Source organism: Pseudomonas putida, assembly GCF_028682635.1.
In the GTDB taxonomy this organism is placed as follows: Bacteria; Pseudomonadota; Gammaproteobacteria; order Pseudomonadales; family Pseudomonadaceae; genus Aquipseudomonas; species Aquipseudomonas putida_AE.
Genome location: NZ_JANHLK010000022.1, coordinates 38,328 through 51,706 on the forward strand (window position 1 = coordinate 38,328; position 13,379 = coordinate 51,706).

Genomic DNA, 13,379 nt, shown 5'->3' on the forward strand with positions numbered 1-13,379 from the left:
GAGCGGGCTTGCTCGCGAAAAGCGGTCTCAGCGGCTCAAATACATCCGAGTCGTCAGCAAATAAACCGGCAACCCCGACACCAGAATCAACAACGCCGCATAAGGCGCCGCCGCCGCAAACTCCACGTTCGCGGTATGCGCCCAGACCTCGGTAGCCAGGGTATTAAGCCCGGTCGGGCTCAACAGCAAGGTCGCCGTCAGCTCCTTCATCGCATCCAGGAACACCAGCGCAAACGCCGCGCCCAACGCCGGGAAAATGATCGGCAACGTCACCCGGCAAAACGCGCTGAACGATGACGCGCCCAATGTGCGCGCGGCCTCTTCCAGTTGCGGTGCCGCCTTGTTCAGCGCCGTGCGAATAGGCGCCTGGGCCAGCGGCAAGAACAGCAGCGCGTAAGCGATCAGCAGCAGCATCGACGTCTGGTACAGCGCTGGCACATAGTGCAACGCGAAATACACCAGGGTCAGCGCAATCACCAATCCTGGCAGCGCGTGCAGCAGATACGGCAAGCGTTCAGCCCAGATCGCCAGTTGGCCTTTATAGCGCACCACCAGCAATCCCACCGGCACCGCCAGGACAAGGCATAGCGCCGCGCCGCCCAATGACAGCGCCAGGGATGAAAGCAGCGCCTCACCGATGGCCGCCACCGGAAATGCCGCCGACGAGCCCACAGCCAGCCAGTAGACCAGCATCCCCAACGGGATGCCGCTGCCGATGATCGCCAGCAACAGGCAGTAAAGCTGCCCGGCCACCATCCAACGGCCCAATCGGACCTGTTCTGCCTGTCGCGCCGCACCCTGGCCGGTGCGCACGTGCCGGCCCTTACCGCGAACTCGCAGTTCCAGCCACAGCAACATCAGGCACAGCGCCAGCAGCACCGCCGAGAGCATCGCGGCGTTGGCGTTGCTGAACTCCAGCTCGAACTGCTGATAGATCGCGGTGGTGAAGGTTTGCAGGCCGATGATCGACAGCGCGCCGAATTCCACCAGCATGTGCAGGGCAATCAGCAGCGACCCCGCCAGCAGCGAAGGCCAGAGCAGGGGCAGGGTGACGCGGAAAAATACCCCCCAGCGATTCTGCCCCAGGGTGCGGGCAGACTCTTCCAGCGAGGGGTCGAGATTGCGCAGGGTGGCCGCCACCGGCAAAAAGATCAGCGGGTATTTGGACAGGCTCATTACCAAAATCGCCCCGCCGAGCCCTTCGAAATGCGCGCTCAGCGATACCCAGGTAAAACTGCTGACAAACGCCGGCACGGCGAACGGCAAGCACAGGATCACGCCCCACAAGCGCCGCCCCGGCAGATTGCTGCGCTCCAGCAGCCAGGCCAGCGACAGGCCAATCACGCCGCAGGCCAGCGTAACGCCGATCATCAGCGCCAGGGTATTGCGCAACAGGCCAAACACATAAGGCCGCCACAGCAAGTGCAGCGCCTCGGCCCAACCCGCTTGCCAGGCCTTCAGGCCGACGTAAGCCAAGGGCAGCAAGCTGAGTACCACCAGCAGCAGAACCGGCAGTACCAGCCAGATGGAAGGCCGCTTGCGCCCTGGCACGTACCGCCCATGAGTGGCGGAGGCGGATAGCGAGGCGCTCATCAGTTCAGGCCAACCTCGCGCTCAAGTTCCAGGGCTTCTTCGGCATTGCCCAGGTCGGCGGGCGTGACGTTCGGCGCTTGCAGCTCGCTGAAAGGCTTGAGGCCGCGATCCGATTGCATGCCTTTGTGCAGCGGGTATTCGGCGGTGGTCTGGGTGATCACGCGCTGGCCTTCCTCGCTGGCCATGTAGGCGAGCAATTGCTGGGCTTCTTTTGGATGTTTGCTGGATTTCAGCACGGCCGCACTCGATACGGTAATCAGGCCGCCAACGTCGCCGCCGGTGAAGTAATGCAGTTTCGAATCGAGCTGGCCTTTTTCACGCTGCAAGGCGAACCAGTAGTAGTTGTTCACCAGTACCGTCGCCACTTCGCCGTTTTCCACGGCTTTGAGGGCAACCATGTTGTTGCTGTAGGTCTTGCCGAAGGCACGCAGGCCGGTCAGCCATTCTTCGGCTGCTTCCATGCCATGCACCTTGATGATCGCCACGGCTTGTTCCTGGAACGCGCCGCTGGTGGGTACGAAGCCGACTTTGCCCTGCCATTTTGGATCGGAGAACTCCATCACCGATTTCGGCAGGTCTTTTTCGTCGATCAGTTTCGGGTTGAACGCGACGACGCGCACCCGGGCGGTGACGCCAATCCAGGTACTGTCAGCGGCGACATAGTCCTTGGGCAGGACCGCCAGCGTGGCGTCGTCGGCCTTGGCCAGCAGGCCTTGCTCGCCAAGCTTGTTCAGGGGTGGCGACTCTTCGGTGTAGATCACGTCGGCGGGGGAGCGATCACCTTCTTCGACGACCTGGCTGGCGAGCTGGTTGCTGCTGCCTTTGCGCACATTGACGTGAATGCCGGTCTTGGCTTCGAAGGCTTTGGCGACCGCGTCGCCAACTTCCTTGTGTTGGCCGTTATAGAGGGTCAGGGAAACGGGGTCGGCAGCCTGGGTGAGGGGAGTGGCGAGTGCCAGGCCGAGCAGGGTGGTGGTCAGGCCGCGGCGCAGGGTATTTCGAAACATCATTCGCAGGGTTCCTCACTGTCGCATTGCAAAAACTTGCAACAATGATAAACGATATTGTTTCTCAAATGGGCCTTGCGAGGCGCTTTGACCTTGTAGGAGCTGCCGCAGGCTGCGATCTTTTGATCTTAAAAACCAAAATCAAAAGATCGCAGCCTGCGGCAGCTCCTACAGGGGGCGTATGCTTTTCAAAGGCCAGAAACGCAAAAACCCGCTTTCGCGGGTTTCTGTGAAATCCAAGGCCGTAACCTTGAATTTGAATTGGTGCCCAGAAGAAGACTCGAACTTCCACGACCTTGCGGTCACCAGCACCTGAAGCTGGCGTGTCTACCAATTTCACCATCTGGGCATTTCGTCTTCAGCGTTGCCGCTGTTGATGTGGCGCACTATACGGAGCGCAATTTGATCTGTAAACCCCTGATTTAAAATTATTAAATCAGATCTCAAAAATGCTTGAACCAGATCTCGAAAATGCAAAAACCCGCTTTCGCGGGTTTTTGTGTGAGCCTTGAAATTGAACTAATCTCAAGCTCGAAATTGGTGCCCAGAAGAAGACTCGAACTTCCACGACCTTGCGGTCACCAGCACCTGAAGCTGGCGTGTCTACCAATTTCACCATCTGGGCAGTATCGGCAACGTTGTCCGTCGTCGATGGCGCGCACTATACGGAGCGTCTTTTTAACTGTAAACCCCCGACACCAAAAAAACCTGAAAAATTTCACCAGTGGTATTCAAATCAACATTCTGGTGTCGATACAGGGCTTTAGATGGGGCGTCTTAGCCTGAAATTTCCCGTTTCATTACGCCTATGCCAAACTAACCCGTATATAGACAAGGTGAAAACTCTCTAATGGCCGATTGGCAGTCCCTCGATCCCGAGGCCGCTCGTGAAGCGGAAAAATATGAAAACCCCATTCCTAGCCGCGAACTGATCCTTCAGCACCTTGCTGATCGGGGTTCGCCTGCTAACCGCGAGCAACTGGTCGAAGAGTTTGGTCTGACCACGGAAGACCAGATCGAAGCCCTGCGCCGCCGCCTGCGCGCCATGGAGCGCGATGCTCAGCTCATCTATACCCGTCGCGGCACCTATGCGCCGGTGGACAAGCTCGACCTGATCCTGGGCCGCATCAGCGGTCACCGTGACGGCTTCGGTTTCCTGGTGCCGGACGACGGCAGCGACGACCTGTTCATGAGCCCGGCGCAAATGCGCCTGGTGTTCGACGGCGACCGTGCACTGGCGCGTGTTTCCGGGCTGGACCGTCGCGGGCGCCGCGAAGGCATGATCGTCGAAGTGGTGTCCCGTGCCCACGAGACCATCGTCGGTCGCTATTTCGAAGAAGGTGGTATCGGTTTCGTTGTCGCGGATAACCCGAAGATCCAGCAGGAAGTGCTGGTGACGCCGGGCCGTAACGCCAACGCGCAGATCGGTCAGTTCGTTGAAGTGAAGATCACTCACTGGCCGACGCCACGCTTCCAGCCGCAAGGCGACGTGGTCGAAGTCGTGGGCAACTACATGGCGCCGGGCATGGAAATCGACGTTGCCCTGCGCACCTACGATATTCCTCACGTCTGGCCTGACGCCGTGCTCAAGGAAGCCGGCAAGCTCAAGCCGGAAGTCGAAGAGAAAGACAAAGAGAAACGCATCGACCTGCGTCACCTGCCGTTCGTCACCATCGACGGCGAAGATGCCCGCGACTTCGATGACGCGGTCTACTGCGAAGCCCGTCCGGGCAAGCTGCGCCTGTTCTCCGGCGGCTGGAAGTTGTACGTGGCGATTGCCGACGTATCCAGCTACGTGAAGCTCGGTTCGGCGCTGGATGCCGAGGCGCAGGTTCGCGGCAACTCGGTGTACTTCCCCGAGCGCGTGATTCCGATGCTGCCTGAGCAGTTGTCCAACGGCTTGTGCTCGCTGAACCCGCAGGTCGATCGCCTGGCCATGGTTTGCGAGATGACCATCTCCAAATCCGGCGAGATGACCGACTACTGCTTCTATGAAGCGGTGATCCACTCCCACGCCCGCCTGACCTACAACAAGGTCAGCGCGATGCTGGAAACGCCGAAAGCCACCGAGGCGCGCAAGCTGCGTGGCGAATACACCGATGTGGTGCCACACCTCAAACAGCTGTATTCGCTGTACAAGGTGTTGCTGGCCGCTCGTCATGTACGTGGCGCGATCGATTTTGAAACCCAGGAAACCCGGATTATCTTCGGTTCCGAGCGCAAGATCGCGGAAATCCGTCCGACCATCCGCAACGACGCGCACAAGCTGATCGAGGAATGCATGCTGGCGGCCAACGTGGCCACCGCCGAATTCCTCAAGAAGCACGAGATTCCTGCGTTGTACCGCGTGCACGACGGCCCGCCACCGGAGCGCCTGGAAAAACTGCGCGCCTTCCTCGGCGAGCTCGGCCTGTCCCTGCACAAAGGCAAGGACGGCCCGTCGCCGAAGGATTACCAGGCGTTGCTGGCCGGCATCAAGGATCGTCCGGATTTCCACCTGATCCAGACCGTGATGCTGCGTTCGCTGAGCCAGGCGGTGTACAGCGCCGATAACCAGGGCCACTTCGGTCTGAATTACGAGGCGTACACCCACTTTACTTCGCCGATCCGCCGCTACCCGGACTTGCTCACGCACCGGGCGATCCGCAGCGTGATCCATTCGAAGCAGGACACTCCGCACGTTCGCCGTGCCGGTGCGATGACCATTCCGAAGGCGCGCATCTATCCGTACGATGAGGCGGCCCTGGAGCAGCTCGGCGAGCAGTGCTCGATGAGCGAGCGCCGTGCCGACGAAGCGACCCGCGATGTGGTGAACTGGCTCAAGTGCGAGTTCATGAAAGATCGCGTGGGCGAGTCGTTCCCGGGTGTGATCACTGCCGTCACCGGCTTTGGTCTGTTCGTCGAGCTGACCGACATCTACGTCGAAGGCCTGGTGCACGTCACTGCGCTGCCGGGCGACTACTACCACTTCGACCCTGTGCACCACCGCCTGGCCGGTGAGCGTACCGGTCGCAGTTTCCGCCTGGGCGACACCGTTGAAGTGCGGGTCATGCGCGTCGACCTCGACGAGCGCAAGATCGACTTCGAGATGGCTGAAAAAACCATCAGCGCGCCGATCGGCCGCAAAAAGCGTGGCACCGAAACCGCAGCGCCTGCAGCGAAAGCCGAAGCAGAGCCGGCCCCGGCGAAAACCGGTCGTCGTCCTGCCAAGGAAAAGGCAGTCGAGGCTTATCGCCCGAGTGATGCGGCGGCGAAAAACGCTGAAGTGCGCAAGAGCCGTGAAATGAAGCAGGCGTTGCTCGCCGGCGCGAAAAGCGGCGGTAAAGCGGCGTCTGCGGGAAAGACCGGACGGTCGGCGCCTGAAAAGGCTGCCGGCGGCAAGCCAGCCAAACCGAGCAAACATCGTAAAGGCCCGCCAAAAGCGGGCTCGGCTCCAGCCAAGAGTGGCGGGGCGCGTAAACCTAAGGCCAAGCCATGAGTCAGTTGGAAAAAATCTATGGCGTGCATGCTGTAGAAGCGTTGTTGCGTCATCACCCGAAACGCGTCAAGCAGATCTGGCTGGCCGAAGGTCGCAATGACCCTCGGGTCCAGACGCTGATTGAGCTGGCCAACGAAAACCGCGTCCAGGTCGGCCAGGCCGAGCGCCGCGAAATGGACGCCTGGGTTGAAGGCGTGCACCAGGGCGTGGTCGCGGACGTGAGTCCGAGCCAGGTCTGGGGCGAGGCGATGCTCGACGAGTTGCTCGATCGCACCGACGGCGCGCCGTTGTTGCTGGTGCTCGACGGTGTGACCGATCCGCACAACCTTGGCGCCTGCCTGCGTTCCGCCGATGCGGCGGGCGCGCTGGCCGTGATCGTGCCGAAGGACAAGTCAGCGACCCTGACGCCGGTTGTACGAAAAATCGCCTGCGGTGCGGCGGAAGTGATTCCGTTGGTGGCCGTGACCAACCTGGCGCGCACCCTGGAAAAACTCCAGCAGCGTGGTTTGTGGGTTGTCGGTACGGCCGGGGAAGCCGAGGTCAGCCTGTATGACCAGGACCTGACCGGCCCGACCATCCTGATCATGGGCGCCGAAGGCAAAGGCATGCGTCGCCTGACCCGCGAGCATTGCGACTACCTGGTGAACCTGCCGATGGCCGGTAGCGTCAGCAGTCTCAACGTGTCCGTGGCGACGGGCGTGTGCCTGTTCGAAGCGCAGCGTCAGCGCAGCGTCAAGGCCAAGGCTGCCGCCAAAAAATCCTGAGCTGAACGCACATCCGTTGTAGGAGCTGGCTTGCCAGCGAAAGCGGAGCAACATTCAGCAACGATGCTGGATTGAATGCCGCTTTCGCGGGCAAGCCCGCTCCTACAGTGTTTTGTGGTGTGGCATGAATTGGGGGTTGTTCAAATAATCACCAATTCCCTTGCGCCTCCCACGCCCCTTCTCTACAATTGCGCCCCTTGCTGTGATGGCAGGCACCCACGTGTCTAGCGTCCTCAAGTCCATAAGTGTCATTCACTCCTTGTCTGACCGCTTTTGAGCGGCAGGCTACAACCCGTAAGGAGCATTCATGCGTCATTACGAAATCATCTTTTTGGTCCACCCGGATCAAAGCGAGCAAGTCGGCGGCATGGTTGAGCGTTACACCAAGCTGATCGAAGAAGACGGCGGCAAAATCCACCGTCTGGAAGATTGGGGCCGTCGTCAACTGGCCTACGCAATCAACAATGTTCACAAGGCTCACTACGTGATGCTGAACGTTGAGTGCACTGGCAAGGCCCTGGCCGAGCTGGAAGACAACTTCCGCTACAACGATGCAGTGATCCGTAACCTGGTCATCCGTCGCGAAGAAGCCGTTACCGGCCAATCCGAGATGCTCAAGGCTGAAGAAAACCGCAGTGAGCGCCGTGAGCGTCGCGACCGTCCTGAGCACGAAGGCGCTGAAAGCGCTGACAGTGATGACAGCGACAACAGCGATAACGCTGACGAGTAATCCACGGACCTTTTAAGGAGCCTATCAAATGGCACGTTTCTTCCGTCGTCGTAAATTCTGCCGCTTCACCGCTGAAGACGTGAAAGAGATCGATTACAAAGATCTCAACACTCTGAAAGCCTACGTATCCGAGACCGGCAAAATCGTTCCAAGCCGCATCACCGGTACCAAAGCACGTTATCAGCGTCAGCTGGCCACCGCTATCAAGCGCGCCCGCTTCCTGGCCCTGCTGGCCTACACCGACAGCCACGGCCGCTGAGACCGGGCAGTCGACACGTAGCAAAGGATTGAATGTATGCGTGCCTTAGCTGAGTTCATCATGCGGGGCCGTATGCAGGCCACTCTCGTAGTGGCTGGATGCGCGGCATTGCCGTTGTTGTATTGGTTGGGTGCTGCCGCCGGATGCCTTGTGCTCCTGCGGCGCGGATTGAAGGACGCCCTCGGCGTTCTTGCTCTGGGACTGCTGCCGGCATTGATCTGGTGGCTTTACTCCGACGACCCACGGGCACTTCTGGTGCTGCTGGGGTCTGCGAGCCTTGCGTTGGTTTTGCGCGCAAGCGAGTCCTGGAACCGCGTGCTGCTGGTCAGCATAGCGATGGGAGTGGTGTTTTCAGTGGTGCTGGGGATGGCTTTTGGTCCCCAGATCGAGATGCTGGCGCAGGCTTTGATAAAAGTCATGCCGTCGCTACTCGGTGATGTCTACCAGCAGATGTCGGTAGACGAGCAAGCGCGTTTCGCGTCCCTGATTACACCGATCCTGACCGGCCTGATTGCGGCCCTGTTGCAAATCGTCAGTGTGCTGAGCCTGATTGTCGGGCGCTACTGGCAGGCGTTGTTGTACAACCCCGGTGGTTTTGGTCGCGAGTTTCGCGCCGTCCGAATCCCGCTGGGTCCCGCGATGTTGCTGCTGGCGGGCATGGTTGTGTCACCGAATCTCGGTGTCCAGATGTCCATGCTTGTACCGTTGTGCAGCGTACCGCTGGTTTTCGCCGGGCTGGCCCTGATTCACGGGCTGGTGGCGCAAAAGCGACTGGCCAAATTCTGGCTGGTGGGGTTGTACGTCACGCTGTTGCTGTTCATGCAGCTGATCTATCCGTTGCTGGTGGTCCTGGCCATCGTCGACAGCCTGATTGATTTTCGCGGTCGTCTGGCGCCGAAAGACGCCGATGATGCGAACGGTGAAGGTTAAAAGTTAAGAGGATTTTCACATGCAACTGATCCTTCTGGAAAAAGTCACCAACCTGGGCAACCTGGGTGACAAAGTGAACGTTAAGGCTGGTTACGGTCGTAACTACCTGCTGCCTTACGGCAAAGCTACCGCTGCGACCCCAGCCAACCTGGCTGCGTTCGAAGAGCGTCGTGCCGAGCTGGAAAAAGCCGCAGCAGATCGTAAATCGTCGGCTGAAAGCCGCGCTGCCCAACTGGCCGAGCTGGAAGTGACCATCACTGCCACCGCTGGCGACGAAGGCAAGCTGTTCGGTTCGATCGGTACTCACGACATCGCTGACGCACTGACCGCCTCCGGCGTTGAAGTAGCGAAAAGCGAAGTTCGTCTGCCGAACGGCACTATCCGTAACGTAGGTGAATTCGACGTAGCCGTGCACCTGCACGCCGAAGTTGAAGCCACCGTACGCGTTGTCGTGGTAGCAGCTTAAGCAGCACTTGTCGGCTGGCACCCTCGGGTGCTTGCCGGTAACATCGGGCACGATCCTGTTCACAGGTCGTGCCCTTTGTCTTTCTGGTAACACCTGTTTTCAAACCCCTGCTTTTCCTTAACAAACCAAGTGGCCATGAACGAAATTTCCGCTCCTGAGCAATACGATCTGCAAACCGCCGCGCTGAAGGTGCCGCCGCATTCCATCGAAGCCGAACAGGCTGTACTCGGTGGTCTGATGCTGGACAACAACGCTTGGGAGCGCGTGCTCGATCAAGTCTCCGACGGCGATTTCTATCGACATGACCACCGTCTGATCTTCCGTGCGATCGCCAAGCTGGCCGATCAGAACATGCCGATCGACGTCGTGACCCTGTCCGAGCAACTGGACAAGGAAGGCCAGACGTCCCAGGTCGGCGGCCTTGGTTACCTGGGCGAACTGGCGAAAAACACGCCATCGGTCGCCAACATCAAGGCCTATGCGCAGATCGTTCGTGAGCGGGCCACCTTGCGCCAGCTGATCGGCATCAGCACCGAAATCGCCGATAGCGCGTTCAACCCGGAAGGCCGTACCGCCGCCGAGATTCTCGACGAGGCCGAGCGGCAGATCTTCCAGATCGCCGAGGCCCGGCCGAAAACCGGTGGCCCGGTGGGTGTGAATGACCTGTTGACCAAGGCCATCGACCGCATCGACACCCTGTTCAACACCGACAACGCCATCACCGGCCTGTCCACTGGCTATACCGACCTCGACGAGAAGACCAGCGGCCTGCAGCCGGCCGACTTGATCATCGTCGCCGGCCGTCCGTCCATGGGTAAGACCACCTTCGCCATGAACCTGGTGGAAAACGCCGTGTTGCGCAGCGAGAAGGCGGTTCTGGTTTACTCGCTGGAGATGCCAGGCGAATCGCTGATCATGCGTATGCTGTCGTCCCTGGGGCGTATCGACCAGACCAAGGTCCGTTCCGGTCAGCTGGAAGACGACGATTGGCCACGCCTGACCTCGGCGGTCAACCTGCTCAACGATCGCAAGCTGTTCATCGACGATACCGCGGGCATCAGTCCGTCGGAAATGCGCGCCCGCACCCGCCGCCTGGTGCGTGAGCATGGCGAAGTCGGCCTGATCATGATCGACTACCTGCAGCTGATGCAGATCCCGGGCTCCAGCGGTGACAACCGAACCAACGAGATTTCCGAGATCTCCCGGTCCCTGAAAGCCCTGGCCAAGGAATTCAACTGCCCGGTGGTGGCACTGTCCCAGCTCAACCGTTCCCTGGAACAACGCCCGAACAAGCGCCCGGTGAACTCCGACTTGCGCGAATCCGGAGCGATCGAGCAGGACGCCGACGTAATCATGTTCGTGTATCGCGACGAGGTGTATCACCCCGAGACCGAGCACAAGGGCATTGCCGAAATCATCATCGGCAAGCAGCGGAACGGGCCGATCGGCTTTATTCGCCTGGCCTTTATCGGCAAGTACACGCGGTTCGAGAACCTGGCGCCGGGTAGCTATAACTTCGACGACGACGAATAAGTTATATGGCGTCCTGAAGGGCCCCATCGCTGGCAAGCCAGCGCCTGCAGGGGGCGCGTCGTACCTGTAGGAGCAAGCTTGCTCGCGATAGGGGCGACGCAATTTCCGACCACAGCCGTCGGAATTGGTCAAAATTTGTGCTATATTCCGCGCCCGCGAAATTCAATGAAAGCCAACACCGGTTATCGACATGCAAGCAGCCAAGCCGTTATTTGACTATCCCAAGTACTGGGCCGAATGTTTCGGGCCAGCGCCATTCCTGCCCATGAGCAGGGAGGAGATGGATCAGCTTGGCTGGGATTCCTGCGACATCATCATCGTCACCGGTGATGCGTACGTCGATCACCCGTCGTTCGGCATGGCGATCATCGGCCGGCTGCTGGAGTCCCAGGGCTTCCGCGTCGGCATCATTGCCCAGCCGAACTGGCAGTCCAAAGACGACTTCATGAAGCTCGGCGAGCCGAACCTGTTCTTCGGTGTCGCGGCCGGCAACATGGACTCGATGATCAACCGCTACACCGCCGACAAGAAAATCCGTTCCGATGACGCCTACACCCCAGGTGGCATGGCGGGCAAACGTCCGGACCGCGCGAGCCTGGTGTACAGCCAGCGCTGCAAGGAAGCTTACAAAAACGTGCCGATCGTTCTTGGCGGCATCGAAGCGTCCCTGCGCCGCATCGCCCACTACGATTACTGGCAGGACCGGGTACGCAACTCGATCCTGATCGACGCCTGCGCCGACATCCTGCTCTACGGCAACGCCGAGCGTGCGATCGTCGAAGTCGCCCAGCGCTTGTCCTACGGTCACAAGATCGAAGACATCACCGACGTGCGCGGCACCGCGTTCATCCGTCGTGACACGCCAAAAGACTGGTACGAAGTCGACTCCACGCGCATCGACCGTCCGGGCAAGATCGACAAGATCATCAACCCGTACGTCAACACCCAGGACACCCAGGCCTGCGCCATCGAGCAGGAAAAGGGTCCGGTTGAAGACCCGCAGGAAGCCAAGGTCGTGCAGATCCTGGCAAGCCCGAAGATGACCCGCGACAAGACGGTGATCCGCCTGCCTTCGGTAGAAAAGGTCCGCAACGACGCGGTGCTCTACGCCCACGCCAACCGCGTGCTGCACCTGGAAACCAACCCGGGCAACGCCCGTGCCCTGGTCCAGAAGCACGGCGAAGTCGATGTCTGGTTCAACCCGCCACCGATTCCGATGACCACTGAAGAAATGGACTACGTGTTCGGCATGCCTTACGCCCGTATTCCGCACCCGGCGTACGGCAAGGAGAAAATCCCGGCCTACGACATGATCCGTTTCTCGGTGAACATCATGCGTGGCTGCTTCGGTGGCTGCACCTTCTGCTCGATCACCGAGCACGAAGGCCGGATCATCCAGAACCGTTCCCACGAATCGATCATTCGCGAGATCGAAGAAATTCGCGACAAGGTCCCCGGTTTTACCGGCGTGATTTCCGACCTGGGTGGCCCGACCGCGAACATGTATCGCATCGCCTGCAAGACCCCGGAAATCGAATCCGCGTGCCGCAAGCCATCGTGCGTGTTCCCTGGCATCTGCCCGAACCTGAACACAGACCACTCTGCCCTGATCAAGCTGTACCGCAGCGCCCGTGAATTGCCGGGTGTGAAGAAGATCCTGATTGCCTCCGGCCTGCGCTATGACCTCGCGGTCGAGTCGCCGGAATACGTTAAAGAGCTGGTGACCCACCACGTCGGTGGTTACCTGAAGATCGCCCCGGAACACACCGAGGAAGGTCCGCTCAACCAGATGATGAAACCGGGCATCGGCAGCTATGACAAGTTCAAGCGCATGTTCGAGAAGTACTCCAAGGAAGCAGGCAAGGAGCAGTACCTGATTCCGTACTTCATCGCTGCCCACCCGGGCACCACCGACGAAGACATGATGAACCTGGCGCTGTGGCTCAAGGGCAACGGTTTCCGTGCCGACCAGGTGCAGGCGTTCTATCCGTCGCCGATGGCCACCGCCACCGCGATGTACCACTCGGGCAAGAACCCGCTGCGCAAGGTCACCTACAAGAGCGACGCGGTGACCATCGTCAAGAGCGAAGAGCAGCGCCGTCTGCACAAGGCGTTCCTGCGTTATCACGACCCGAAGGGCTGGCCGATGCTGCGTGAAGCATTGACCCGCATGGGCCGCGCCGACCTGATCGGGCCGGGCAAGAACCAGTTGATCCCGCTGCACCAGCCGTCCACCGACAGCTACCAGAGCGCCCGTCGCAAGAACTCGACGCCGGCCGGCAGCCACAAGGTTGCAGGGGAAAAGACCACCAAGATCCTGACCCAGCACACCGGCCTGCCACCACGCGCCAGCGATGGCGGCAACCCGTGGGACAAGCGTGAGCAAGCCAAGGCGGCGGCATTCGCCCGCAACCAGCAGGCGGCCAAGGAGCGCAAGGAAGCGGCCAAAGGCAAAGGGCCCAAGCCTGCGCGCAAGCCGGTTGTGCCGCGCTAAGCTGCGCTTGAGCTGAACAGAACGCCAACCTTCGGGTTGGCGTTTTGCATTGCGTACTGCACTGATCCCTGAAATGTGTCGGGGCGACTGGCCTCTTCGCGAGCAAGCCCGCTCCCACAGGTTCT

At 60.1% G+C, this 13,379-nt stretch carries 10 protein-coding genes and 2 tRNA genes; 8 read left to right on the plus strand and 4 right to left on the minus strand.

All coding sequences use genetic code 11. The annotated features are described in order from the left end of the window. Nucleotides 1-27: 27 nt before the first annotated feature. The 4 genes from NPS56_RS23285 to NPS56_RS23300 all read right to left on the minus strand — a co-directional run bounded on the left by NPS56_RS23285 (nucleotide 28) and on the right by NPS56_RS23300 (nucleotide 3,225). The gene (locus tag NPS56_RS23285) at nucleotides 28-1,593 is read right to left on the minus strand and encodes an ABC transporter permease (RefSeq protein ID WP_274076804.1); all 1,566 of its coding nucleotides are present in this window, start codon (nucleotides 1,591-1,593) and stop codon (nucleotides 28-30) included. Further along, nucleotides 1,593-2,603, minus strand: a complete 1,011-nt coding sequence (locus tag NPS56_RS23290; RefSeq protein ID WP_274076805.1) for an extracellular solute-binding protein — start codon at nucleotides 2,601-2,603, stop codon at nucleotides 1,593-1,595. The genes NPS56_RS23285 and NPS56_RS23290 overlap by 1 nt, the downstream gene beginning before the upstream one ends. 259 nt (nucleotides 2,604-2,862) lie before the next feature. Then, nucleotides 2,863-2,949: transfer RNA gene (locus NPS56_RS23295), tRNA-Leu, on the minus strand. 189 nt (nucleotides 2,950-3,138) lie between these two features. After that, nucleotides 3,139-3,225, minus strand: a tRNA-Leu gene (locus NPS56_RS23300). Nucleotides 3,226-3,450: 225 nt separating this feature from the next. On the opposite strand from NPS56_RS23300, the gene rnr reads away from it, so the two are divergent. From rnr to NPS56_RS23340, 8 genes are all read left to right on the plus strand, one after another. Beyond that, a complete protein-coding gene (rnr, locus tag NPS56_RS23305) occupies nucleotides 3,451-6,078 on the plus strand; it encodes a ribonuclease R (RefSeq protein WP_274076806.1) in 2,628 nt (875 codons plus the stop codon). Beyond that, on the plus strand, nucleotides 6,075-6,842 hold the full coding sequence (gene rlmB / locus NPS56_RS23310) for a 23S rRNA (guanosine(2251)-2'-O)-methyltransferase RlmB (RefSeq protein WP_007973273.1): 768 nt from the start codon (nucleotides 6,075-6,077) through the stop codon (nucleotides 6,840-6,842). Before rnr ends, rlmB begins: the two co-directional genes overlap by 4 nt. A 307-nt stretch (nucleotides 6,843-7,149) precedes the next feature. Continuing rightward, a complete protein-coding gene (rpsF, locus tag NPS56_RS23315) occupies nucleotides 7,150-7,572 on the plus strand; it encodes a 30S ribosomal protein S6 (RefSeq protein ID WP_003217491.1) in 423 nt (140 codons plus the stop codon). 28 nt (nucleotides 7,573-7,600) lie between these two features. Continuing rightward, complete coding sequence (rpsR, locus tag NPS56_RS23320; RefSeq protein WP_002551829.1) at nucleotides 7,601-7,831, plus strand: 30S ribosomal protein S18; 231 nt, start codon at nucleotides 7,601-7,603, stop codon at nucleotides 7,829-7,831. A gap of 36 nt (nucleotides 7,832-7,867) precedes the next feature. Beyond that, nucleotides 7,868-8,761 carry a hypothetical protein gene (locus tag NPS56_RS23325; protein WP_046819829.1) on the plus strand — a complete coding sequence of 298 codons (894 nt, stop codon included), beginning with the start codon at nucleotides 7,868-7,870 and terminating at the stop codon, nucleotides 8,759-8,761. 19 nt (nucleotides 8,762-8,780) lie between these two features. Next, on the plus strand, nucleotides 8,781-9,227 hold the full coding sequence (rplI, locus tag NPS56_RS23330; protein WP_008058981.1) for a 50S ribosomal protein L9: 447 nt from the start codon (nucleotides 8,781-8,783) through the stop codon (nucleotides 9,225-9,227). A 135-nt stretch (nucleotides 9,228-9,362) separates the two neighbouring features. Continuing rightward, a complete protein-coding gene (gene dnaB, locus NPS56_RS23335; protein WP_008058980.1) occupies nucleotides 9,363-10,760 on the plus strand; it encodes a replicative DNA helicase in 1,398 nt (465 codons plus the stop codon). Between the two features lie 190 nt (nucleotides 10,761-10,950). Continuing rightward, nucleotides 10,951-13,254: a YgiQ family radical SAM protein gene (locus NPS56_RS23340; RefSeq protein ID WP_274076807.1), complete on the plus strand. Its 2,304-nt coding sequence runs from the start codon at nucleotides 10,951-10,953 to the stop codon at nucleotides 13,252-13,254. Nucleotides 13,255-13,379: the final 125 nt, after the last annotated feature.